Source organism: Bacteroides sp. OM05-10AA, assembly GCF_003439055.1.
Lineage (GTDB): Bacteria > Bacteroidota > Bacteroidia > Bacteroidales > Bacteroidaceae > Bacteroides > Bacteroides intestinigallinarum.
In genome coordinates, this window is the sequence record NZ_QSUR01000013.1 from 64,444 (window position 1) to 89,854 (window position 25,411).

Genomic DNA, 25,411 nt, shown 5'->3' on the forward strand with positions numbered 1-25,411 from the left:
ATTTCTTAGCGAAAAATATTAAATAAATTTAAGTGTTACTATTGCAGTCATTGCTACTTTAGTTCGTCCAATAAATAAACATACAATTATCATGATAAAAGAGTACACCAAACAAACTATAATCATTTGCTTTCTATTACAAGGAATCGCATTATCAAGCAGAGCGCAAGAACAACAAGTGTGGCAACGATACCACGATAAATGTCGAAGAGAAGCAAGTATTATTGACACTCTCCCCTCCAAATTAGAAAAAGCCTTGCACTGGTCGCCGACAATAAATAAAGAACAAAAAGAGGTTATACGCTATATACTATGGAATATGGTTTACGTGGAAGGTGGTACAGCCAATCTCGGAGACAACAACAACTATCCCGTGGATGTAGCCTCTTTTTTCATCAACCGATATGAAGTTAGTCAGGATGAATGGTATGTCATTATGGGAGAAAATCCTTCTAACCAACACAGACGTAACTATCCGGTAGACCAAGTCAATTGGTTCAACGCTCAACGATTTACCAAAAAACTTTCTCAATTAAGCGGTCTACCCTTCCGTCTCCCCTTCGAAGCAGAATGGGAATATGCAGCACGTGGGGGACTAAAAACCAAGAATTTCATTTATGCCGGCAGCAATAATGCAGAACAGGTTGCCTGGTTTAGAGAAAAATATTACAATACTTACGTATCCAAAGAAACAGGAACGAAGAAGCCCAACGAACTGGGACTTTATGACATGAGTGGAAACGTATATGAATGGTGTATGGACTGGTATGACAGAAAGGTTCCTTTTACCGGAAACATCGCTCCGGTCATAAGCGAAAAAGATACGCATAAAGTGTTGCGTGGAGGTAGTTATTATACTTTCGAGAAATATTGTAAAGTCACCAGCCGCTACGGAGTTAACCCGCAACGATGGGATATTGATTATGGATTACGGCTGGTAGTGTCACTGCCAGATTAAAAGTACACAATCTTTGTATAGATAGTGCTTACTTCATTTTCTATTCATTAGTTTGTACTTTTCCTCTAGTTGTTGTAACGCCTGCTTAAGCTGAATCGCTTTTTCTTGAGATACACTGCCTCCTTCTTTTTCGTACCACTCCAACTGCTGTTTAATGAGCCTACGGGTAGTTTGCAATGACTGTTGCAATGAATCACGTTGCGCCATTTTGTTACTAAATTGTTCCACAATACCCGATGCTTCATAGATGTGTATAGCACCATCAATGTCTCCCTTCTCTACCAATGCCATAGCTTGTCGCTCCATGGCCGACAGCTCGTCCTTGTTGATACGTGCAAACTTATCGGCATAGTAATCCAGCAACTTCATACGCTTATCATACTCCTGACTGAGTTGTGACATCTCTTGTTCAAAAGTAGCAATATCTGCCTGCTGCAACTCACGTGTCACACGGAGTTCCTGCAATTTGCGTTCGTACTCCCGCTGATAGTAACTCTTGCCTATGTTGTAGAATTTGCGCCTGCTCTGCTCAATATACCCTTTCGGACAGAGTACTACTTTATAGAGTATATCTCCGCTTGCCACCCATTGCTCTACCTCTTTGAGATTAACTATCTCCATACCCTGTTTGCTGATACGGATATCAAAAAGAAGGTCGCCCGGTTCCATGTGAGGTAGTTTCAGCATAAAAGTACCCGCACCATCAGTGAGAGTAGGCACACCACCTTGCACAACAACCTCTACTCCTGCTACAGGAGTAAAATCAGAGTTCATTTTCACAGCCACTCCTTTGAGTGTAACTTGAGCCTGAATACCAAGGACACATAGCCCACAGAAAGCTGATGACAACAAATATTTTCTCATGACAACAATTGAATGAGTAGATTTAGTGTAGGTTGATAGTCTTGCCCTATGCGATCCTTCATCTGTTTACTGTAAAGCAATAAAACCGGAGCATAATACTCTTCACTTTTATACAACTTACGAGTTTTGAGATGAGCCACCAGTTCTTTACCCGCTTGGACATCGGTATGTAAAACATGAAGTGCTAGTATGAAGGCCTGCTGAATGATTCCCTGACGGGCTGTTCCCATCTGTCGCATGGCTTGCTCTACTTTATAAAAATCATTATCCAGCAATAATGTCGACACCCAGTCATACATATAGGTATAACATTGCACTTTTGAGTTTGCATGATATTCATAAAATAAAGAGATAGTACTTTCATATATATCAAGAGCCTTCTGATAGTGGTGAGTGAAGTAAGCCAAATCTCCGCATTTGTTCAGGAACAGTATTTGCATATAAACGCCTCGAATAGGAGATTCCTCGGTCAAATTATTCACAACATCAGCTAATTTGGCAGTAATCTCTGAAGCCTGTTTGTATTGTTTATTCTGCATAGCATAGTAGAGGCATACAAAATAGTAGTCTGCCATCAGTTCATGGTACATGAAGAGACTGGAGCGGCGCGCATCCTCTGCCTCGGTTATGAAACGATCAAAATAGGGCTTCGCTTCCTGTTTGGTGTGCATGCATAACACTGCCTGTGCCAACAGTGCATGGGCACGTCCGGTTGCTGCATCCTGCGATGGCATCCGATTCATGAGCTGCGAGATACGATTAGCTTCGTTCCATTGCCCCAACATCATATAAGCCATCATTTGAATATACTTTAATTGTGCAAAACTGTCGTTATCGCCCTGCCTTTTCTTCAATTCCGTTTCTACGTCAGGAGCATCTGCAACGACTTCTTGTGCCCGATGACATATAAGGCTAAGCGACAGACGATTGAGTTTATTATAAGCCAACATACGGACATGTCCGTGCCGGGTAGCGCCCTTATCGCTGAGATCATAGAAATAAAAAGCAGTATCTACATGTCCGGTAACGAAGAAAAGTGCCCCTAACAAAGCATAACAAGTATTGACCTGCGAATAAACAGTCTTGTTGTCCTGACATGCTTTCAAGGTTTCAATAATCTCTTCACCATATTTCAAGATTTCATAACGCCCCAAATTGTAGGCGGCGTTGAGCGCTGTGAACCATATATTTACAGCATATTCTGACGCCTCGGTCTTCAGGAAAGGATGAATCTTTTCGATAGCATCGTATGCCTCATTATGCTGTTGGGTGTAATAGTAGCATTGATAGAGATTGTAATAGAGGTTATAATAAAGTTCGCGTTGTGTACTCTGCTCCTCGTCGGGGAGAGTATTGAAAATAGCCAAGCCTTCTTCATCAGCCTCCACCGCTTCGACATAGCGATCCTGCTCATAATAGGCAGCAGCTAACAACTGATAGATAGTAATGCGCTCTATTTTATATTGAGAAGGATTGTTACGATACAATTTCTCTATGATCTCATCAGCTTTCAGATAGGCAGCTAACATCTCGTCATATTTCTTTTTATAATTGGCATTGTTTCCTTTCGCCACCCAATACTCTACCTGCGTATCAGCTTTGGCATCAGTCATATTAAGTTTAGCAATGTCCGCCTGGGCTTGTGCCAGCCCTTTCTTGTCGCCCATCACCCCATAGATAGTAGTCATGTTTTGATAACAGACCATAAGCTTAGATTCGTAGTCTGGTGCCTGTGTGGGACCTAAAGCTAATAGTATCTTCACAGCCTCTTTGAGCGAATTGAGCGCTATTCGGCAGCCTTTCAATTTTGTTTCGGGAGTACCCTTACGTACCATTTTAAAGAGTACAGTCGAAAAGTTGATATCAAGGTTTACCGTAAGTTCGGCTGTAGCCAGTATGTTCCTCGGTAACTTTTCGAGCAATTGTTGTGCCTTGTCAAAGTAGTCGATACTCTCATCCAAGCGGTTCATATCATCATAGATAAGGCCTAGTTTCGTATACCAATCAGCCAAATCATAAGGTGTTTTGCTGTGCTCTATGGCTTTCTTGTAGTAAGCCTCTGCATCTGTAAAATTCCGTTGATAATAAGCAAAGTTTGCGTAATCGGCATTACGGTCCATGTGTGTGGGACTACTGTCAGCTATCTTCTTGAATAAATCTCCTGCCTTCCGGTAACTCTCCTCACCACCTTGTAACACCAATGTTTGTGCATAGCGTTCAACAGTGGGTATCATACTTTCGATATCTTCATCCCACTGTTTCTTTAAGCCAAGGTCATGCGCCAATCTTTTTTCCAATTGTAATCCTTCGTATAGTCCGATAGCCTCATCCAGCTTTCCCTGCGTCACTAGTTGTTGTGCCTGTTTTTCTATAGGTTCCAAATAGTCTGTATTGATAGCTACCAGTAAAGGTACATAACAGTCTAACATCTCTTGTGCAGTGTTCAGAGCCGCTTGTATCTCTTTCCGGCGTTGCATATAGCGGTCGCTATTCACTTTACCTTCCTCTTTGAGTTGTTTGAGTTGAACCATGGCACTGGTATACTTAGCCTTCGCATTGGTTTTACCTATCTGGTAGAATTGCTCAACTCTAGCCGTATACTCCTCTTTAGCACACATATCGACTCTATAGTTTTTGGTGGGTGCATATACCCATTGGTTCACCATGTGTTGGTTAACCACCACCCAGTCGCGGTATGCTATCTGCTGTATAAGTAACCGTTGTCCTTCTATATGATTGGGTAGTTGCACTTCGAAGCAGCCTCGGGCATCACTGGTAGTGGGGGTAGCTCCCTCTATCACTATCGTCACCTGTGGCAAGGCTTTCTTACCCGAGTTTTGTATGACTACTGTACCGCGTTGACTCTGTGCATGTATAGACAAAAGAGTAGCTGCACATAGTGCAATAGTAAGTAAGAGTTTTGTCATGAGTATACTGTGTTTGAAGGTTATATTACTTTTTACGCAAGGCTATGCGCATCTGCTCGGTAGGCGATGGAGCCACTCCATTATAATCCCAAATATCGAAACCATCTTTCATCACTGTGAGGCGATAACTAATGGCTTGCTGAGACAGTGGGATTTCTATCAAGAAGGAACCGTCGGCCCCGGTCTGTGCAGAGTAACCCAGTACTTGCACACGAGCATCAGCCACGGGGCGTCGCTCTTCATCGGTCACGACACCTTTCAGCACACCAGCATCACTATTACGACAGATATTTAGAGGGCAAGTATGAATGTAACTTAGTGTGGTATCTATAGGCATATAGCCCTTCGCTTTGAAACTTAAAGTAAAATCGTCGAGCCAGGCATGCTTGCGATTGATCCCCTCAAATTCCACCACTTCCTGCAACGTAGCCAGTTCGCGGGTTTCCACCACATCGGCATACTTCAGTGTGAGCGTAGCACCCCGAAAGGGCAGTTCAGTGGGGATTGCCTCCTTTAATTCTACCCTGAACGTTACAGGTTGCCACAACTGATAGACCAGCAAAAAAAGACCCACTATCACTGCGGGAAGTAAGCAAAGCAAAACAAAACGTTTGGTACGTGGCAAATCTACCGGATCGGGGCGTATGAATCCTTCGTTTTCCAGCTGCGTTAACTGATAGTCAAAGTGATGAAACAGCTCATTGTAGTCGGCATAAGTATCACAGAAATGTCCATATTCTTGTTCACTGTATTGTTTCAGCTTCTCTAGTAATGCCTCGCCATGCTCATCGCGCTTAGCATAAATATAGATTTTTGGACGCTTCCCCCCACTCGCCTTTACCTGTTCGAATGCAACTTGTAGCTCGCGTAATGTATATTGCCCCAAACGGGTATGGAAGAGGAAAATCACAATGTCGCACTGACGAATGTAGTCATCGTATCTACTCTGCAGATGCTCTTCAGAAAGATAGCTGGGGAAATCACGCCAGGTACGTTGTTCAAAATTGATGTCGCGCTGCCTATACCCCTTATTCTTCTGTGAAAAATAAAGATCCATCTGCAATTTATCTTCATCGAGTTCGGCCGACGAAGCAATAAAGACTTTTATGTTTCTCATAGATCTAAATACTGTTATTATATACAAATGTCAAGTCGACTTATTGATCGGCCAGTTTATAAAGTTCATATCCTCCCAATGCCAGTACATAGGGCAGATTAAGAATAACGTCGGCATCCTTCTCCACCTCTTCGGGGTACTTTTGCAGCAATTCGTTGAAAGGCATAATGAGAGGGTGTTGCAAGAAAACTTTATCTTTCACCTCGGCACGTCTCCAGCCAGCCACTGTACGCTCGGCATTCCATCGATATTTCTCCATGCGCACCAACAGATACAAAACTTGAGACGGTAGATTCTCATTGAACATAGATTCGGATATGCGTGCCGGCGAACGTTCGCTCCGCTTAATACCGTAGCCCAGCGTACGACAAAATACACTATAGGCATCCAGTTGATAGCGGTTAGCCCAACGTAACGGCTCGCTCAATTTATTCCACAGATACTGTGCCTGATGATTCATCAAAATGAAGTCGGCAGAGTGGTTGCCATAAGATTCATACATCTTCTTCAACACCTCTTTCTGCTTGAGGCTTTCATCCGTATAACAACAATCGTAGAGATAATTCACATACAAAGCCAGTTTATCCTGCAAAATGTTTTTCTTCATTCCCCTGTCTACCATGCCGAACACCTTGACATAACGATAACGCCCTTGCTCATCGTCCACTATCGACGACAAATCGTTATTAAAATCCTGACGGATAAGTACACGACACTGATGCTGATAAACCTCATGCGGCAAGTTGAGCCCTAATGAGAGACTCAAATCGGGATCATGCACACAAATAGCCACTGTAAGCATACAGTGTTTATTTTGTGCCCATTGTTGTAAACGGGTGCGCATAGCAGTACTACAAATATCGTCATGGCAATATTCGACCTCTATGTCGTCTATCTGACTCTCTATATAAGGAAATTGAGCTTTAAAGTAGTCTTTCTGTGACTCCATCTCTCGATCTACCAAAGTGATGCGGGTACGTATGCGTTCATCTGTCGGCAGACGGTCATCGTAATTGGCATAATGGCAGATACGTAGTGCTTCAAGCAGCAACGAGCGTCCCATCCGATTGAATCCCACAATAACCAGATGCACATAGTCTTGGCTAGTAGCATTCCAGCTTCCATCAGGTTGTTGCGTTATGCTTATGGGGCGATAGTCTAGCGGATCATAATACCTTTCACTATCGGCAGCATAGAGACTCCATAGTTGCCGTGCCAAATTCTCGTGGAGGTTAAAGGGACGGAAAAAGATATTAGGTTTCCCCTCAATGCAAAACACCTCCGGCGGCAGATTCATTTTCTGTATGTTAGAGTACGAAGGGATACTGTCAAACTGCACATATACAGGCATCACTTTGCCATCGGGGCATTTGCCACGCAGAGCACTTACCAAATGCACAATCGCTATATTTTTAGCATCGCGTCCGCAACGTTCCTCATCACCCAGTACATACACTTCACTCGCGCTCGCTATGTTCAACCGCTGAAGTTCTTCGATCGACTCAATGTTGCCAAAGTAAACAAGCACTTGCCGCTCTATTTCGATGGGCAAGGCAGACTGTATGCGATGGCGTACCGTTGCCGCCTCTATACCGCTCATCAGTAAGATACGTGCCGAAGGACATTCGTTATATAGTTCGCGTATCATATTGATAGACAGTTCATTGAAACCTATCAATACATAATGTTGAGTTATGTTGCGGTAAGTCATTCGCCCCGTGTTTACTACATCCACACGCCGCTCTATAATGTTGGAAATGGTAGAGATGAGTACACCGCCCAATAAAATGGATCCCGAAAAGCTAACAATTCCCAGCAATAGCCTGCTGGACCAAGCTGTCTCGTTCATTTGGTTACCAGGATCCACAAAGTTGTTGTACACCACCCAGAGCCTTTCGCCCCATTCCTCATGTCCATACAGTTGGATAGAAAAGAACATCACGATGATAAAGAAGATAGCCAGCACCGTAGCAATAGTAACGAGTAACAGAGTGAGCTGCGACTTGATACCCCCCGAAATGGTGCGATCCATATACTCTTGTGAGAATATCTTCTTGTAGTAGTTTATAAAACGGTTCATGCTTATAACTTATTGATGGCAAAACATACAAGTCCTGCCCATATTGTGTACATTTCGAGCTATTTGTTCTGATAATCGTACCATATCATGCACCAATACCATATAATCCGTATCAATGGGATTTGGTTGACAGTCGTGTTTCATAAATAGAACATTTAGAGTTGTGTACAAATATAGTATTTTTCAACAAACCAGGTAGTTTTTTACTTAACTATTTTCAGCAGTGTACTTTACCTTGTCATCGTGCGGCAGCATATAAAATGAAAATCAACAGTACAAGAAGGCATTAATCGCAAGATAACAGCTATGGAAAAAAGTAAAATTCGTATAAAAATGGAGTAAGACATTCTACTTCCATAAAGTAATATCTCCATAATCTTTATTGTATTTAAGATTATTCAGTGCATAGATTTAAGATTTTCTATGCAGAAAACTAGAATCTTTTATGCACTCGAGTAGTTGTCACCTTACAACGGGACAATAGTCACCTTATAGAATGACGAACGTCACTTTATAAGGTGATATTAATCATTCTATAAGGTGACCATCTATCTCTGAAAGGATGAAAACCACTAAAGATACAAAATAAATCAGTAAAAAGCAATAGTAAGATAGGAAATTTGCCTGGAATGCAAACACACTTAATTTATTTCAATACAGCATAATAAAGAGGCCGCATTCATATCATGCAGATTAAATCTAACCTGCTAATTGCAGAACCTCCATCTCTCACTCTCTTCGTGATATGACGGACTTTTTACTTCCAATTATCTTATCCCTTTTCTATTAGAAATTTTTCCGGAAAGTACATCCATTTCTCCATTCCGAACATCCGTAAGCGGTTTTTCCTTTAATAATAATTCCCTTACCACAAAGCGGACATGGCTGACCTACAAACGTATCTACATCACCTGTAGCAGAAGGAATTGAAGCAGGAGTAGTAACCGGAGCCGGAGAAGGTGCCGAATTAGAACTCACTTCACTTACCGCTTTTTCTGCTTTCGGCTTTTTCTCTTTCGGTACACTCGGTTTACGTTCGCGCTTTTTAGTTTCTTTCTTTTCTTTCTCTTCAGCTTTTGCAGCTACTGCATCCTGAATAGTAATGCGTCGGTTTGTATTATCAGAAAGTACACTCATCACTATTTCCGAAACCATCTGTTTCAGTTCTTCGAGAAACTGGCGGGCATCGTATGTCTTCTTTTCAATTTCGCGAAGCTTCTTTTCCCAAATACCTGTCAGTTCCGCCGATTTCAATAATTCTTCGTGAATGAGCTGCACCAACTCCACTCCTGTTGGGGTGGCAATCAGGTTCTTTCTTTCTTTACGAATATAATTCCGCTTGAATAATGTCTCAATAATGGCAGCACGGGTAGACGGCCGACCGATACCATTCTCTTTTAAGGCATCGCGAAGTTCGTCATTATCCACCAGTTTTCCGGCTGTTTCCATTGCACGAAGCAAGGTCGCTTCAGTATAAGGTCTGGGCGGCTGTGTCCATTTTTCGTTCAAGTCGGGAATGTGAGGACCACTTTCACCTTTTACAAAGGTAGGGAGTACATTTTCATCCTCTTCCTCTTTTTCTTCAGTAGGATCTTTTACGTCCTTTGCAAACACGACACGCCATCCCGGTTCCAGAATTTGTTTTCCGGTTACCCGGAATTCTATCTTATCCACTTCGCCCATAACGGTAGTAGTAGAAATCTTACAGTCCGGATAGAACACGGCTATAAAACGACGGGCTATCAAGTCATAGACACGACGTTCCATATCCGTCAGGTTTTGAGCATAGACTCCGGTGGGGATAATGGCGTGGTGATCCGTCACTTTCGAGTTGTCAAATACCTTTTTCGATTTAGGAAGTGTAGTGCCGGCTAACGGAGCCGTCAAGATTTCGTAATCACGGAGTCCTTTCAGGATAGCGGGACATTTCGGGTAAATATCGTCACTCAAGAAAGTAGTATCGACACGCGGATAGGTAGCTACCTTCTTCTCATAAAGAGACTGGATTAGTTTCAGCGTTTCATCAGCCGAATAAGCGAATTTCTTGTTACATTCTACCTGAAGAGAAGTCAAGTCGAACAAACGTGGGGCGAACTCTCTCCCATCTTTCTTGCCAACACTGGTGACTACAAACGGAAGATCTTTTATGCGTTCTACCAATGCCTCGCCTTCTTCCCGGTTAGCGATAGGGTCGATACCCGGATTATCTATTTTCTTTTTTCCACCGTTCTTTTCTTCTTCCGCAGCTATTTCTTCATCACTTTTGCGGATAAGTGCGGAAAAAGTAGTATCCCGATAGTTGGTTTTCAGTTCCCAGTATTGCTTGGGTTCGAAATTGGCTATTTCCAACTGGCGGTTGACAATCAGTGCCAGAGTCGGTGTCTGTACACGGCCGATAGAAAGTACCTGTTTATTTTGACCGTATTTAATGGTGTAAAGACGGGTGGCGTTCATTCCTAATAACCAGTCACCCATTGCACGGGAAAGTCCGGCTTCATAGAGTGACTGAAAATCTGTCTGATCTTTCAGCTTCGCAAACCCTTCCCGGATAGCTTCTTCTGTTAATGAAGAAATCCACAGACGTTTCACCGGACAGCGTGCACCTGCTTTCTGCATCACCCAACGCTGAATCAATTCTCCTTCTTGCCCGGCATCACCGCAGTTGATGATTTCATCTGCGTTCTGCATCAGTCCCTCGATAATGTGGAATTGTTTTTCGTATGTAGGATTCTCTATCAGCTTGATGCCGAAACGTGGAGGAATCATTGGCAGGCTACCTAAATTCCATGATTTCCAGTTAGGCGTGTATTCATGCGGTTCTTTCAGGGTACAAAGATGCCCGAATGTCCAGGTCACCTGGTATCCGTTTCCTTCTATATATCCTTCTTTTCTGGTATGAGCGCCGAGTACTTCGGCTATATCGCGTGCTACTGATGGCTTTTCGGCTATGCAAACTATCATTTTTTCTCTTCTTGTTTTTACACTAACAGCTTACAAAGTTACACGATTATTTCTCATTGACCGCATGAAGAGAGAAAAAAGTCCATAAAGGCATAGATCGGAGAAAGAATGATAACTTCAACTGAATAGTTTTCAAGATGTACCGCTTTCTACTTTTTTATACCACTCCATTTGATGTTTGATAAGCTATATAATGAAGCTGCACAGTTCTACACACGATATGTGCATAGCTCTGTGCAGCCTCTCTATAACGCTTCTATTTTAAACCGGAGAAATCACAGAAAAGAGGATAATGTGTAGAAGCAACGGTCACATCTACTCCCGACAGACTTTCTATCACATCAGCCTGTGTCACATTTACGTTGTGACTCTTCAAAGACACGATAAAGTCAAGGCGACGTTTCTTACCACTGACTTCGGTAGACTTATCGGCACTAAGAAGATTCCAGTTACTCTTCACCATTTGGAAAAACTCGCTTTCCAAGTCGCCCTCATTGAAGTATCCTAACAGGAATGCAGGTTTATTATAGGCGGACAGTTTCGTTTCTAACGTTTGAAGGGCCTCTATACGCTTTGCCATATCCGTATCGAAGTTGGTACTGGCTACTACAAACTTTTCATATTCCACTACCATGGCTGCACGCATCTCGCTCTTTCCCGCCATTTGGTATCTGTCTACACTTACAGGTTCTTCTTTTGTCAGTATACCAACGCCGAATTCACCGCCTTTATAATCAATGGCTTTAGCAAAGTAATCATGCATATTTGCTTTCTGTGCCAGTACGTTCAACTGGTCGATACCTTCCGAACGTTCCGTCTCCTTATCCAGTCCCTGCAAGCAGACAATATCCGCATTCATTTTGGCGATAATACGTCCTGTCCGGTCGTAATCAATCACGCCATCTGTGCCTTTACAATAGGTCAGGAAATAGTTACCTATGCGCAGGTCACCTTCTGCCTTCGGATATTCTTCAAGTCCGGTCGGCTTCTTAAAATCACAATAAAGTGGATAATGGTCGGAAGTTATTGCTACGTTGACACCATCCAGGTTGTATATTACATTCGATTTTACCACAGTGGTAGGTGGAGTTTTCAAAGTAACGACAAAATCAATCCGTTTGGTAGCCTGTCCGGTAGGAAAAGTGTTTTCTGTAGAACTGACAACCTCCCATTCTTTCTTCAGTTCCGTAAAGAATGTGCCATTCATCAAGTCCTCGTTAAAGTCACCAGCCATATAAACCACTTTATTATATGTTTTGGCAAGGTCTGTGAGCTGTTTTGCAGATTCAACTCTATTATTCTCTTCCAAAGCCAAGTGGGTGGAGATAACTACATAGTTCTCAAATTCGGCTATGGCAGCAGAACGGAGTTCGGCACCGGGAAGGGGATAAGTCTTCGTGCTGATCGGCGTCCCTTTGAACAAAAGGCCATTACCGTATTCACCACCCTGGTAAGCGATTGACTTACTAAAATAGTGATTCATGCCTGTTTTATCCGCCAAGGTTTTCAGTTGGTCGACTTTATTACTGCGGGTAGTCATGTAGTCCACTTCCTGCAGGCAAACGACATCGGGTTCCATTCCGTTGATAACAGCGGCTGTCCTGTCATAATTAATCACGTCATCGTTACCGGCACAATGCCTTATATTAAAGGTCAACACTCTAAGGTTCCCCTCCCCTTTCGGATAAGTATAGGAAACTTCCTGTTTACCGTAAGGTATCATATTATCGAATTTAGAGTTGTCCATGTCGTCGGCACAGGACAAGTTGGCAAACACGGTTGCCAAAAGACATATATAAGAAATCATATTTTTCATAAGAATTTATATTTCTGAATCTAATTAATTAAAGTTCAATCCGTCATTCCAACCGGGATTCTGTGTTATCACACCATTGGACAAAGTACGTTCGCTGATAGGAACAGGGTACAAATAATCTCTGTCTTCATTCCATTTCTTGGTAATCAGACTATGACAGATGATATAACCACTTTCGCCATTCGACAAGCGAATCTGCTCGCCGATCTCTAAATATAAAGGTACATTTCCGGCAGGTTTTGTTCCTACGTAGAAACAGACATCATCCGTACCGTCTTTATCTAAATCGTAAGTACCGGGCCCGGGAACATAGATTCCCAGCAGGTCGTTCTCAAATAGTTTACCTTCTTTCCAACGCATGATGTCGTAATAACGGAAACCCTCCATTGCCAGTTCGATGGTTCGTTCGCGACGGATTTCAAGGATTACTCCCCGATTGGCTCCTTTCACATTCGGATAACCTGTGGCGGCACTCATCAAATACGGGTCGGGTTTTGAATTTGCCAGTTCCATATCCAGGTTAGTCATTCCTACCCTGTCTCTAAGTAATTTAATAGATTTATTGATGTCGGCTTGCTTCAAAGTGCCCAGTTCGGCTTTTGCTTCTGCAAAATTCAGATACACCTCTGCCGTGCGGAACAGGGGAATATCGTTGCACGATTTATTATATTCATCGTAGTTAGCCGTCATCGAATATTTTATCAGGTGATATCCGGTCATGGTATAAGCCAGGTTCGGGGCTTCTTTCTTTGTACTTCCGATTCTCGTATATCCAGGGGTACGGATGGTTTGTGCCAGTCGCGGATCCCGATTCTGACATTCTTGATCGAATGTCATCGTTTCATAACCGGCTTTATCCGTGAAACGGCTTCCGTCCGCCATCAGATAAGAATTCACAATCTTCTTGTTCATTCCCGGACGTCCCATTGTGGTGGAGTTCTCATAATTCTGCACATTATGAAGCACAGAAAGAGAAGCTTCATAGTCACGCCCGAAAATCACTTCATCCGCTTGTAGATTTATGGAAGCGAATAAATCCCTGTAAGGTGTGCTGCCCGATTTATAGAGTGTATATCCGCTTTCGTTCATAAAGGTTTCAGAAGCCGAGACACAAGCATTCAGGTATTTTTCATAATCCTCCAGTCCATGATATTTGCGGAAAGTACCCTCAAACAGGCAGACACGGGATTTCAGAGCCAATGCCGTCCACCGGGTCAGTACATACGCATTCTTCGTTTTCGGAAGATTGGCTATCGCAAAATCCAGGTCCTCCAGCATTTTCTGCATGACAAATTCACGTGAGTCCCGGGCTTTATACAATTCGGGATCATCCGAGTCGAGTGCTTTGTCATACCAGGGAATATCGCCGTATCTCTTCACCTTCTCAAAGTAGAAATAAGCTCTGAAAAAACGGGCAACACCATCGTAACGGTTACGGGCATTCACTTCCGTGCAGTTATGGGAATACTGCAGATAGAAATTAATATCGCGAAGTGCCGTAAAATTCCAACCGTTTCCTTCATCGGGTATGATGCGCTGTCCGGACATTTCGAGCATCAAGTCGGACTTGACAATCAAATCGGACGACTCGGAATAAATATCAACAGCGGACGGAACCAGATTGTTATAAAACTGATTCGTAAATAATCGCAACTCATCTTCAGTCTTGAAATATACATCCGGATACAGGCGGTCTTTGGGTGTCTTATCCAACCAATCGTCGCAAGATACGAAAGATATCGCCAATGCGAACAACCAAGATACTATATAAACAGGTTTCATAATTCAAATATTAGTTAGTTTAAAAAGTTACGTTCACTCCAAAAGAATAGGTCTTTGACCAAGGGTACAACTTTGCGTTACCATTTGCCGATTGGATGGAATTTTCTGCCGATGCTTGTTCCGGATCAATGTAGTCGCTCTTTAGCGGAGAGAAGGTAAACAGATTCTCACCACTGAAATAGATATGCAGGCGCTCTATCTTTACCTTCTTCGTCCATACGGCGGGAATCGTATAGCCTACTGTGATATTCTTCACTCTGCAATAAGCCAGATTCTGCAAATAACGATCATTCACCACTCCCAAAGAACGGTTGTTGCCGAGAGCAAGATACCCTATCGGGCGCGGGAAATAAGCATCGGGATTTTCCGGGCTCCATACCTGGCTCAAGAAATCGCGTGGAATGAACGATGAATACGGACGAGCGTATGGTCCCCAAAAGAATACAGAATTAGTGCCCGGATACCAGTCTTGATGTCCTACTCCCTGAAGATAGATGGAGAAATCGAATCCATACCAGTCGAAACCACCTTGAATACTGTATGTATAGCGCGGTAATGAGTTTCCGATTATTTTGCGGTCGCCCGGATCATCTGCCGTGTTCGAGCCGGAAGATATTGTATGGTCGCCATCCAAATCAACAAATTTCATATCACCGGCGTGAAGTCCCGGATTCACCTGCGCTGTATTGATAACGAAGTTAACTGCAGTTTGATCGACATTATAGTTTGCCGCTTCTTCGTCTGTTCTGAAAAGTCCGTCTACTACATATCCCCAGATATCTCCTAATTTCTGACCTACATAATAATCACTCAATATCTTGGAAGGATTATCGAATTTGGTTATTTCCGATGTATTATCTGCCAAGCCTACGGACAGGTTATAACGGAAAGGTTTGTTTGCCAGTTTGAAAGCATCATTCCAAGTCAGCATCAATTCCCAGCCTTTGGTACGCAAGTTGGCTGCATTTTGCTTGGGCTCGTTGGCTCCATAAGCACCAGGAAGCTTTTTGCCGGAAGTTTGCATACCTTTAGTATCACGAACATAGGCATCGGCAGTCAGGTTCAGGCGGTTGTTCAGGAATCCGAGATCCAGTCCTACGTTCCAAGTCGAAACGGTTTCCCAGGTCAGGTCGGCGGAATTCGGGTCGGAGACACTTGCATAAGAGCCTTTCTTCTGATCGCCAAAGATATAATTCATTGTACCGTTGGTATTAATGGTTTGGATATAATCGTAATATCCTACCTGCTGATTTCCTAACGAACCGTATGAGAGACGCAATTTCACATTATCAATATTCTTCTTTAAATTCCCGAAAAACGGTTCTTCACTGATTCTCCATCCTACGGAAGCCGAGGGGAAGAAACCGAAACGGTGTCCGCTTCTGAAACGTGAACTTCCGTCATAACGTCCGCTTGTCTCAAATAGGTAACGACCTCCTTTATAGGAGTAATTAAGACGATAAAATGCTCCCAAAAGCGCATATTCATTCTGTCCGCCGGACATAGTCATCGCATCTCCGACTGCCAGATTTAAGTCATTCAAGTCATCGGAGAGCAAACCCTGGCGGGAGACTTTGATATCTTTCAGACGCTTGGTTTCATAATTGTAACCTGCCATGATTTTTATCTGATGGTCGGCAATATCCAGCATATAATCACCATATACATTGAAAGCCTGATACCAATGATTGGTCTGTGTTTCCTTCAACTGATTCACACCGCTTCCGGTAGTCAGATAGGATATCTCACCCGGATATTTGGAATATGGTACATTTACTGTTCTGTTCATGGTCTGATAGTTATAGTGCAGGTAGCTGTAGTTTGCACGGACATTCAGGTTCTTCATTACATTGAAACTTGCTTCGAAAGTCGTGGAAAACTCATACCGCTGGTCTTCATTCTTATGTTTTCCATAAGCAAGGATAGCTCCCATGCCATCCAAAACAGCAGAATTGCTCAACGAAGTCAGATACACCGCACTGCCATCCGGATTAATGGGTACAAAGCTCGCCAGTGCATGATTCACCGCAGTATTGAAGTTGTTATTAATCCCCGATAATCCCGGATAAGAGTAACTATTATAATGGTACTTCGTGTTATTGCTGATTGTCAGTCGTGGAGTGATCTTTGCCGAGATTTTACTTCTGAAATTATACACCTTATATTTATCAGGATTCTGTCTGAAGATACCCGTTTGGTCAACTGTATTCCCTGACAAATAATAGTTCAGCTTTTCATTTCCCCCACTGACACTGATATTGTGTTCCCACATCGGTCTGTTTTTACGATAAAGATAATTATACCAGTCGAAGTTACCGTAATAGACGTATGTATCTCTTCCGTCACGTTGGTCGGTAACCACCCAGGGACGTTCGGGATTCTCCGTTTTATCATTCCGGCGCAACCAAAGCTGGCGGTAGTCTTCTTCCGTATAGTTGGTATAAGGCTTTCCGTTATAATTGGTATAAAACAAGTCGTTGATGCCTGCCGAATAATATCCCCTGGTTTCAAAATCAGTAGAAGTCGTCTGATTGCTCCATGAATATCTTCCATCATACGAAACGGTAGTCTTGCGGGCGGAGCCTTCCTTGGTAGTCACGAGGATAACACCATAAGAAGCACGAGCTCCGTAAATAGCGGCCGAAGATGCATCTTTTAATACGGAAATGGAAGCGATATCATTCGGATTCAAGCGGTCGATATCCCCTTCTATTCCGTCAATCAGCACTAATGGCGATGCATTGCCACTGATAGAATTCACACCACGGATATTGATAGTTGCCGAAGCTCCCGGATACCCAGACCCAAAAGTTACATTCATATTGGGCACAGTCCCTTGCAACATCTGTGAGGCTCTCGGCACGGGTCTGTCTTCCATCGCTTTACTGTCTACTACTGCAACAGCTCCCGTCAGGTTTATTTTCTTTTGAGTACCGTAGCCTACCACCACCACTTCTTCCAGCGTAGCCGTATCCTCCCGGAGTATTACTCTCGAAGATTTCTGCAAGTCGGAGACTTTAATTTCTTTCTTCTCAAATCCGATATAAGACACAACGACTAGGGCATTGGCCGGAACCGAGGATAATGTAAATTCACCATCCAAATTCGTGATCGTTCCCATAGACTGTCCCATCACCTGTACACTGGCACCGATTACCGGGTCACCGTTCACATCGACCACTTTCCCCGTAATCCGATGTAAAGGCTGCGATGGGACGGCAGTAGTATTGCGTTCTGTTTTCTTTGTGATGATAATCATCCGGTTTTGTAGTTTATACTCTACATCCTTATCCAAAACAGTAGCAAGCACATTATTAACAGTTGCCTGCTGAAAGGAAGCCGTTATCTTCTTGTTTTCATTAACCTCGTCCGTTTTATAGATAATGGAGTACTTCGTCTGCCGCTCAACTTCTTTTAATACCGCCTTCAGCGGCTCATTTTTAAAGACCTTTGTAACTGTCTGCGCCCGTAGTGACTGGACGCCCAAACACAACAGAATCAGGAGAAACAGTCTAAAAAATGAGTTTCTTCGGTCATTCATAATTTTATCAATTAAGTTGTTACAATTTAAAGTGATTTATATTTAAGGATATATATATTCGATTGTAGTATTTCTCTGAATCGCTTCTATAAGATAAAACAACTCATCATTCATCTGCCCAACCCCTATAAAAGCAAAAAAGCAGATTATTTCTGCTTTTTTGTATCGACTGGCTTTATTTATTCAGACCACTGGAATATCGGATAACCGTTCGTTCCTTTTTTCCAAAGATTCGGATTCCAGGCTACGATGATATTCCCCAGTTCTTCCGCTGACTTCGCCACTCCGTGAAAAGTTGTTCCCGTGGCTGATGATTCGTCTGATGCGGTAATCGTTTTTTCATTCACTTTGAGTACAATACTTTCGCAGGCGTAACAATTCTCATAACTGCCTAATGAAGCAGAGACCCCAACAATGCGTCCTACGGTTGACGAAGCATCCACTCCGGTCAAGTTACTCCATGCTGCGCTGTTCTTGATAGCAATGTCACAACTTTTGTCGATTTGTCCCAAAATACCGCCTACGCCTCCTTTAGTTGCACTGACTGCTCCGTATGCATAGCAGTTCTCAATAAATCCGCCGACACCTACTTTTCGTCCGGCAATACCGCCTGCTTTTCCGCCACTTGCCGCCTGATCGCTGACCGTTGCATTTGAATAACAGTTCTTTATATAACTTTCCTGCCCATCATAGCTATTTGCCAATACACCGGCTATTCCACCTGCCGCACCAGAACCGATTACTTCGCCGGTCGTATAGCAGTTCACAATTCTTCCTGTCTTATTTCCGTTACCTTTATCTTTAAGTCCGAGATAACCGGTAATAATTCCAATCCCCTGCCGAGCAGATGATACAGAAGCATTCACAAAGCCCACATTACGACAATCACCGCACAATACTCCGAAGAAACTTGGATAATCACCGACAGAACATTTGAAGTTCTTAATAACATGGCTGTCTCCGTCAAAATCTATTTCATAAGGAAAATCACCGGAACCATTCAACGACTGCCAGTCATCAATGCCTGCCATATCAATATCAGCACCTAACTGGAAATAAACTTTCATTCCCGATTTCAACACACTACGCATATTTCTGATCTGCGTAGCATTCATTATCATATAAGGTTTGCTGTCCGTTCCGTTTCCTTTCTCGAACAAACCGCCGGCACCGTCTCCGTCACCATCACTATTTCCGTCATCCGTTTCCGTTTTTTCGAACGGAACACGAGTGTATGAGTCCAAAGGATTAGGGTCAGAACACGAGATTGCAACAGATGCCATCATCAACAGCATCCCAAATCTGCCTATTTGAGTAATATTCATACTTGATTTCTTTACAATTAAACATTGAGTTCTTATCTTATATATATATCCTTTTCCTTATATTCTACTTTGATAGGTATGATTTCTTTCAGTGCATCCATTACATCTACGATTGTCTCTTTATTACGCAACGAAACACGGAACTTCATATCACCCAATTTATCCGACTCTAACTGAATATGCACATCGTACTGACGTGAAAGCTTCTTCACCATCTCTCCTAACGTAATGTCATCATATTCAATCCTGTCTTCCGCCCACGCCATTGCCTGACGTGCATTTACTTTCTTTCCTTTCAACTGTCCTGTTGCCAAATCCAGAGAAATAGATTCTCCCGGAGACATCCGTATCTGATCTTCTTTATAATTCAACTCTACTGCTCCTTCCAGCAAGGTGGTTGTTATATACGAATCGTCTGAATAGGCAGATACATTAAATTTCGTACCTTTTACCACCACATCATATTCATGCGTCTTTACTGTAAATTGCTTTCCATTCTGTTTAGTCACCTCAAAATACCCCTCTCCTTCCAGCTCCACCACCCGGTCGGCTGTATTAAAATGATTCGAATATCTTAATACGGAACCTGCATTCAGCCATACAACTGTACCATCCGAAAGCTGCATCTTACTCTTATCCCCCAACGGAGCTTCGCAAACAAAAAAAGTCTTTGGCGTAAACAAGTAAATAGCCTGTTGAATACCCAACGTAGTACCGACAACCAATGCTATAACGGCAGCGATACGGGCTATCTTCCATATACCAGGTTTCGACTTTTTCAATAACGGGACAATCGCTTCCTGCGTATACATCTTATGCTTCAAAGCTTCCCATTCAGCATCTGTCTCCGAATCGGTATTCCGGTGATTCATCCATTCTCTCTCCCATTGACGGAACCTGCCATAGCCACCTTCCACCTGTTCGATATATTCGAACAGATTCTTTTCGTTAGCTCTTGATATGCGTCCTTCAAAATACTGAATAGCCAATTCACGGATATTTTCTTCTTGCTTCATTATATTCACTTTCTATAAGATGTAACAACCCATATTTCTTTTACCCAACCTCTGAAACAAAAAAAGCAGAAAAAAATTTTCCTGCTTCTTATTCTTTATATAACCGAAGAGTGCATTGATTATTTCTGCTCCATCATCAGCCATGCCAATATCACTATATACAGATCCACCGGATAGCGTTCGCTGAAATGCCGGGAGAAATATTGCAAAGCCCTTGCTATATGCTTTTCGACTGCTGTGGTAGATATTTGTAGTTTTTCTGCGATTTCTCTGTTCTTCAATCCCCTGAAACGGCTTAACAAAAAAATCTCACGCGACCTGTCCGGCAACTGATTAAGCACAAGGGCAATCTGCTCCTGCAATTCCTTGTATAATAATTTATGTTCTGCATCCTGCATAAAGTCTGCATAGTAGAGTCTCTCTTCCCCATCCACCTTTGCCAGATACTCCACCCGGTACTTTTCAACAATCGAGCGATGCTTCAGATAATTTAGACATCCATTGCGGACCATAGAAAAAAGAAGAGAAGTAAGTGAGAAGGCAGATAACATTTCGCGACGTTCCCAAAATCGTAAGAAACACTCTTGAATAATATCACGAACCGTTTCTTCATCTTCTATAAAACGAATAGCATACCCTCGCAAACGAGGATAATAACTCTTGAACAGAAACTCAAAAGCTGCATTATTGCCTCTTTTCAGCTCTCCCAATAATTGTTTATCATCCATGAAATCTACCATAGTTTAGAAATTTATGCGCAAAGGTACGGGTCAACAGTTAACAAAGTGATGACAATATTATGAATATTTTTTCAATAAATCAAATTTGAGATACTTTTTATAAAACGCCAAAAAGGAAGTTTTCAATAATAGGATACAAAAAAAGGGTCAGTAACTGACCCTTTTTTCTATTGATTCATGGTTTCCCACTTATTGCATATACAATCTGTCAATAAGAAAGTTTTCCTTATTCTTCATCCATTAGGATTTCCAGAATCTGACAAGCAGCTTTCGCTACCGGAGTACCCGGACCGAAGATAGCAGCTACACCTGCCTTATACAAGAAATCGTAATCTTGTGCAGGAATAACACCACCGGCAATCACTACAATGTCTTCGCGACCCAGTTTCTTCAGTTCTTCAATAATTTGCGGAACCAATGTCTTATGTCCGGCAGCCAGTGAAGAAACACCTACTACATGAACGTCGTTTTCAACAGCCTCGCGAGCAGCTTCCGCCGGAGTCTGGAACAACGGTCCCATATCCACGTCGAAACCACAGTCAGCATAACCGGTTGCTACGACTTTAGCACCACGGTCGTGACCGTCCTGTCCCATCTTTGCAACCATGATACGAGGTTGACGTCCCTCTTTCTTCGCGAACTTCTCGGCCAGTTCACAAGCACGTTTGAAGTCGCTATCGTTTTTACTTTCTGATGAATACACGCCTGATATCGTTCTAATTATTGCTTTATAACGTCCTACTATCTGTTCGCAAGCATAAGAAATCTCACCCAATGTTGCGCGAACACGAGCTGCTTCCACAGCCAATTCCAACAAGTTACCCTTGCCAGTCTTCACACATTCGGTAATTGCTGCCAATGCTTTGTCCACTTCAGCCTGGTTACGTCCATCTTTCAAACGTTTCAGGTTTTCAATCTGTTCAAGACGAACGGCTGTATTATCAATTTCAAGAATATCAATCGGAGCTTCTTTTTCCAGACGATACTTGTTCACACCGACAATTGTCTGCTGACCACTGTCGATACGAGCCTGTGTACGTGCAGCAGCTTCTTCGATACGCATCTTTGGAATACCTGTTTCGATAGCTTTCGCCATACCACCCAGTTTTTCTACTTCCTGAATCAAATCCCAAGCTTTGTGAATCAACTCGTTGGTTAAGGTTTCTACATAGTAAGAACCACCCCATGGGTCAACATTCTTACAGATGTTCGTTTCCTCCTGGATATAAATCTGAGTGTTACGGGCAATACGTGCGGAGAAGTCTGTCGGAAGAGCAATAGCCTCATCCAATGCATTGGTATGCAAAGATTGAGTATGTCCCAGAGCCGCAGCCATCGCTTCGATACAAGTACGTCCCACATTGTTGAACGGATCCTGTTCGGTCAGTGACCAACCGGAAGTCTGTGAGTGGGTACGCAATGCCAGTGATTTCGGGTTCTTCGGATTGAACTGTTTCACAATCTTTGCCCACAACATACGTGCAGCACGCATCTTGGCTATTTCCATAAAGTGATTGGTTCCAATCGCCCAGAAGAAAGACAGACGCGGTGCAAATGCATCAATATCAATGCCTGCTGCCGTTCCTGCACGAAGATATTCCAAACCATCGGCCAATGTATAAGCTAACTCAATATCCGCGGTTGCACCTGCTTCCTGCATGTGATAACCGGAGATAGAAATAGAGTTGAACTTAGGCATCTTCTGCGAAGTGTATTCGAAAATATCAGAAATAATCTTCATAGAGAATGCAGGCGGATAAATATAAGTATTACGCACCATGAATTCTTTCAGAATATCATTCTGGATAGTACCGGCCATTTCTTCGAGTTTAGCACCTTGCTCCAGACCGGCATTGATATAGAATGCCATAATCGGAAGTACAGCTCCATTCATTGTCATAGACACAGACATCTTGTTCAATGGGATACCATCGAACAGCACTTTCATATTTTCCAATGAACAGATAGATACACCGGCTTTACCTACGTCACCCACTACACGTTCGTGATCGGGATCATAACCGCGGTGAGTAGCTAAGTCGAATGCCACTGACAAACCTTTCTGACCGGCAGCCAAATTACGACGATAGAATGCATTTGACTCTTCGGCGGTAGAGAATCCGGCATACTGGCGGATAGTCCAGGGACGAAGAGTGTACATTACTGAATACGGACCGCGCAGATAAGGAGGAAGTCCGGCAGCATAGCCAAGGTGTTCCATTCCTTCGAGGTCTTCTTTTGTATAAACAGGCTTCACTTCAATGTGTTCCGGTGTTTTCCAGTCAGCGGAGATACCGTTAGCCTTTTGCCATTCAGCACCATTAGTCGGCTGAAATGCGGCATATATATCGATGTTTTTAAAATCTTTTCTCATCTTACTTCAATAGTTTAGCGTTAAACTCTTTCAAGGTATCCAATACATTGACACGAACATGGATGAAGTTTTCGATACCTGCAGCTTTCAGGTCGTCCATACAAGCCGGAGCACCGGCAACGATAAACATAGCACGACCATTCAGTGCTTTGAAAGCAGGAATTGCATATTCAGCATATTCATCATCGCTGGAACAAATAACAACAATATCAGCTTTTGCAGCTATAGCTGCCTCTACTCCTGCTTCTACTGTCTCAAATCCCAGATTATCAACGACTTCATAACCAGCACAAGCCAGGAAGTTACAAGAATATTGAGCACGTGCCTGACGCATGGCCAGATTACCAATGGTTAACATGAACGCTTTCGGACGTTTGCCTGATGCTTCTGTTTCGAGACGCAATGCTTCAAACTGACTGGCAGCACGATCGAACACCAGAGTATCCACCTCTTTTTCGCAAGTGTGAGAGTCACCTCCGCAACAACACTTACCTTCAACAGGTTGCTTATTGCCAGCCTTTTCATTGAAGTTCGGGAATTGGTTGGTACCCAACAGCACTTCACGACGCTGTGCAACTGCTTTATGACGAGCTTTGTTGCTCTCATTCACAGCAGCCTGAACAGTTCCTGCTTTCAATGCCGCATAGAAGCCACCTGCTTCTTCTACAGCAAGGAAGAGTTCCCAAGCCTGTTTTGCAATAGCCACAGTCAGATTCTCAATATAATAAGAACCGGCAGCAGGGTCAATCACTTTATCAAAATGAGATTCTTCTTTCAGCAACAGTTGTTGGTTACGAGCCAGACGTTCTGAGAACTCGTCCGGAGTCTCATAAGTCTTATCAAACGGAGTTACCGTCATAGAGTCTACGCCTCCTAATGCAGCACTCATGGCTTCTGTTTGTGTACGCAGCAGATTCACATGTGCATCAAACAAAGTAAGATTGAAAGTAGAAGTTTCGGCATGAACCGCCATTTTTGCTGCGCAACGACATTCTCCGTTAGGACCTTTATTCTCACAATCACGCACACATTCGGGATTGTAAGAAGCTACAATATTTGCCCAAAGCAAACGTGCCGCACGGAATTTCGCTATTTCAAGGAAGTAATTGGAACTGATACCAAAATTAAATTTGATTTTCTTAGCTACTATGGCAGCAGGAATACCGGCATCAGTCAATTGACTCATATATTCATTTCCCCAAGCCAGAGCATAGCCCAGTTCCTGAGAAATATAAGCGCCTGCATTATTCAATGATAAAGCGTTTACATTCAGCACACGATAGAAAGGAAGCGGCTGAATGGCTTCAATCAAAGATTTGGCTGTTTGTACCATATCACCTTTCTCCTTGCCACGAGTCAGCATCTTGTTGAAGAAATCATAGTTGATAGAACCTTTCAGTTTCTTCACATCATAATCTTTCTTCTGGAAATAAGCTACCAGCAGATTAGCCAACTCAACCACATGCCCCTGACAAGTTGAGAAATTCAGTTCAACACACTCTGCCTGAATATCACTTAACAGTGTTTCAATATATTCCGCATTGAGTTCTTTTGCTTTCACATGGAAAGAAAGTGAGTCAACACCCTTATTTAAGATATCCAGTGCTTTCGCATTGGCTTCTTTCGGACATTCTACTCTAATTTCCTGACGAACCAACCATGCATTGTTGTCTTTTTTAGTTCCTCTTAAATAAGGGAACTCTCCAGGAAGTGCATCAGTAGTTTTTAAATCCTCCAGATCTTCCATCCGGTAAAAAGGTTTCACTTTAAACCCTTCGTTTGTTTTCCAAACGAGCTTCTTCTCAAAATCAGCACCTTTTAAATCGGCTGTAACCTTTTCCATCCATTGTTCGGTGGAGACAGGAGAAAAGTCTGAGAAGAGTTTTTCTTTTTTGTCTGCCATAGTTTAT

14 protein-coding genes are annotated in these 25,411 nt (G+C 42.9%); 1 reads left to right on the forward strand and 13 read right to left on the reverse strand.

Going from position 1 to position 25,411, the window contains the following annotated elements:
* Positions 1-91 precede the first annotated feature (91 nt).
* The gene (locus DXB58_RS12140) at positions 92-958 is read left to right on the forward strand and encodes a formylglycine-generating enzyme family protein (protein WP_004326147.1); all 867 of its coding nucleotides are present in this window, start codon (positions 92-94) and stop codon (positions 956-958) included.
* A gap of 33 nt (positions 959-991) precedes the next feature.
* Here DXB58_RS12140 and DXB58_RS12145 read toward each other — a convergent pair whose 3' ends face one another.
* From DXB58_RS12145 to mutA, 13 genes are all read right to left on the reverse strand, one after another.
* The gene (locus DXB58_RS12145; protein ID WP_122136881.1) at positions 992-1,822 is read right to left on the reverse strand and encodes a hypothetical protein; all 831 of its coding nucleotides are present in this window, start codon (positions 1,820-1,822) and stop codon (positions 992-994) included.
* A complete protein-coding gene (locus tag DXB58_RS12150) occupies positions 1,819-4,749 on the reverse strand; it encodes a tetratricopeptide repeat protein (protein ID WP_122136882.1) in 2,931 nt (976 codons plus the stop codon). Before DXB58_RS12150 ends, DXB58_RS12145 begins: the two co-directional genes overlap by 4 nt.
* 25 nt (positions 4,750-4,774) lie before the next feature.
* Complete coding sequence (locus tag DXB58_RS12155; RefSeq protein WP_122136883.1) at positions 4,775-5,866, reverse strand: carboxypeptidase regulatory-like domain-containing protein; 1,092 nt, start codon at positions 5,864-5,866, stop codon at positions 4,775-4,777.
* A 40-nt stretch (positions 5,867-5,906) separates the two neighbouring features.
* Positions 5,907-7,946, reverse strand: coding sequence for a hypothetical protein (locus DXB58_RS12160; protein ID WP_122136884.1), 2,040 nt, complete (start codon positions 7,944-7,946; stop codon positions 5,907-5,909).
* A gap of 786 nt (positions 7,947-8,732) precedes the next feature.
* Positions 8,733-10,907, reverse strand: coding sequence for a DNA topoisomerase 3 (locus DXB58_RS12165; RefSeq protein WP_122136885.1), 2,175 nt, complete (start codon positions 10,905-10,907; stop codon positions 8,733-8,735).
* Between the two features lie 256 nt (positions 10,908-11,163).
* The gene (locus DXB58_RS12170; RefSeq protein ID WP_032843990.1) at positions 11,164-12,723 is read right to left on the reverse strand and encodes an endonuclease/exonuclease/phosphatase family protein; all 1,560 of its coding nucleotides are present in this window, start codon (positions 12,721-12,723) and stop codon (positions 11,164-11,166) included.
* Between the two features lie 24 nt (positions 12,724-12,747).
* Entirely contained in the window at positions 12,748-14,505 is a 1,758-nt protein-coding gene (locus DXB58_RS12175; RefSeq protein WP_122136886.1) for a RagB/SusD family nutrient uptake outer membrane protein, read from the reverse strand.
* Between the two features lie 19 nt (positions 14,506-14,524).
* Entirely contained in the window at positions 14,525-18,046 is a 3,522-nt protein-coding gene (locus tag DXB58_RS12180; protein ID WP_122136887.1) for a SusC/RagA family TonB-linked outer membrane protein, read from the reverse strand.
* Between the two features lie 179 nt (positions 18,047-18,225).
* Complete coding sequence (locus tag DXB58_RS12185) at positions 18,226-19,371, reverse strand: peptidase M26 (protein WP_122136888.1); 1,146 nt, start codon at positions 19,369-19,371, stop codon at positions 18,226-18,228.
* A gap of 32 nt (positions 19,372-19,403) precedes the next feature.
* Positions 19,404-20,387, reverse strand: a complete 984-nt coding sequence (locus tag DXB58_RS12190; RefSeq protein ID WP_122136889.1) for a FecR family protein — start codon at positions 20,385-20,387, stop codon at positions 19,404-19,406.
* A 119-nt stretch (positions 20,388-20,506) separates the two neighbouring features.
* The gene (locus tag DXB58_RS12195) at positions 20,507-21,127 is read right to left on the reverse strand and encodes an RNA polymerase sigma-70 factor (RefSeq protein ID WP_004312400.1); all 621 of its coding nucleotides are present in this window, start codon (positions 21,125-21,127) and stop codon (positions 20,507-20,509) included.
* Positions 21,128-21,353: 226 nt separating this feature from the next.
* Positions 21,354-23,501: a methylmalonyl-CoA mutase gene (gene scpA, locus DXB58_RS12200; RefSeq protein ID WP_122136890.1), complete on the reverse strand. Its 2,148-nt coding sequence runs from the start codon at positions 23,499-23,501 to the stop codon at positions 21,354-21,356.
* Position 23,502: 1 nt separating this feature from the next.
* Positions 23,503-25,404, reverse strand: coding sequence for a methylmalonyl-CoA mutase small subunit (mutA, locus tag DXB58_RS12205; RefSeq protein ID WP_122136891.1), 1,902 nt, complete (start codon positions 25,402-25,404; stop codon positions 23,503-23,505).
* Positions 25,405-25,411: the final 7 nt, after the last annotated feature.

Coding starts and splice junctions, on each gene's coding strand:
- DXB58_RS12195 (WP_004312400.1), bottom strand. CDS start 21,127: ATGGTAGATTTCATGGATGATAAACAATTATTGGGAGAGCTGAAAAGA.
- DXB58_RS12190 (WP_122136889.1), bottom strand. CDS start 20,387: ATGAAGCAAGAAGAAAATATCCGTGAATTGGCTATTCAGTATTTTGAA.
- DXB58_RS12155 (WP_122136883.1), bottom strand. CDS start 5,866: ATGAGAAACATAAAAGTCTTTATTGCTTCGTCGGCCGAACTCGATGAA.
- mutA (WP_122136891.1), bottom strand. CDS start 25,404: ATGGCAGACAAAAAAGAAAAACTCTTCTCAGACTTTTCTCCTGTCTCC.
- DXB58_RS12140 (WP_004326147.1), top strand. CDS start 92: ATGATAAAAGAGTACACCAAACAAACTATAATCATTTGCTTTCTATTA.
- scpA (WP_122136890.1), bottom strand. CDS start 23,501: ATGAGAAAAGATTTTAAAAACATCGATATATATGCCGCATTTCAGCCG.
- DXB58_RS12145 (WP_122136881.1), bottom strand. CDS start 1,822: ATGAGAAAATATTTGTTGTCATCAGCTTTCTGTGGGCTATGTGTCCTT.
- DXB58_RS12160 (WP_122136884.1), bottom strand. CDS start 7,946: ATGAACCGTTTTATAAACTACTACAAGAAGATATTCTCACAAGAGTAT.
- DXB58_RS12180 (WP_122136887.1), bottom strand. CDS start 18,046: ATGAATGACCGAAGAAACTCATTTTTTAGACTGTTTCTCCTGATTCTG.
- DXB58_RS12150 (WP_122136882.1), bottom strand. CDS start 4,749: ATGACAAAACTCTTACTTACTATTGCACTATGTGCAGCTACTCTTTTG.
- DXB58_RS12165 (WP_122136885.1), bottom strand. CDS start 10,907: ATGATAGTTTGCATAGCCGAAAAGCCATCAGTAGCACGCGATATAGCC.
- DXB58_RS12185 (WP_122136888.1), bottom strand. CDS start 19,371: ATGAATATTACTCAAATAGGCAGATTTGGGATGCTGTTGATGATGGCA.
- DXB58_RS12175 (WP_122136886.1), bottom strand. CDS start 14,505: ATGAAACCTGTTTATATAGTATCTTGGTTGTTCGCATTGGCGATATCT.
- DXB58_RS12170 (WP_032843990.1), bottom strand. CDS start 12,723: ATGAAAAATATGATTTCTTATATATGTCTTTTGGCAACCGTGTTTGCC.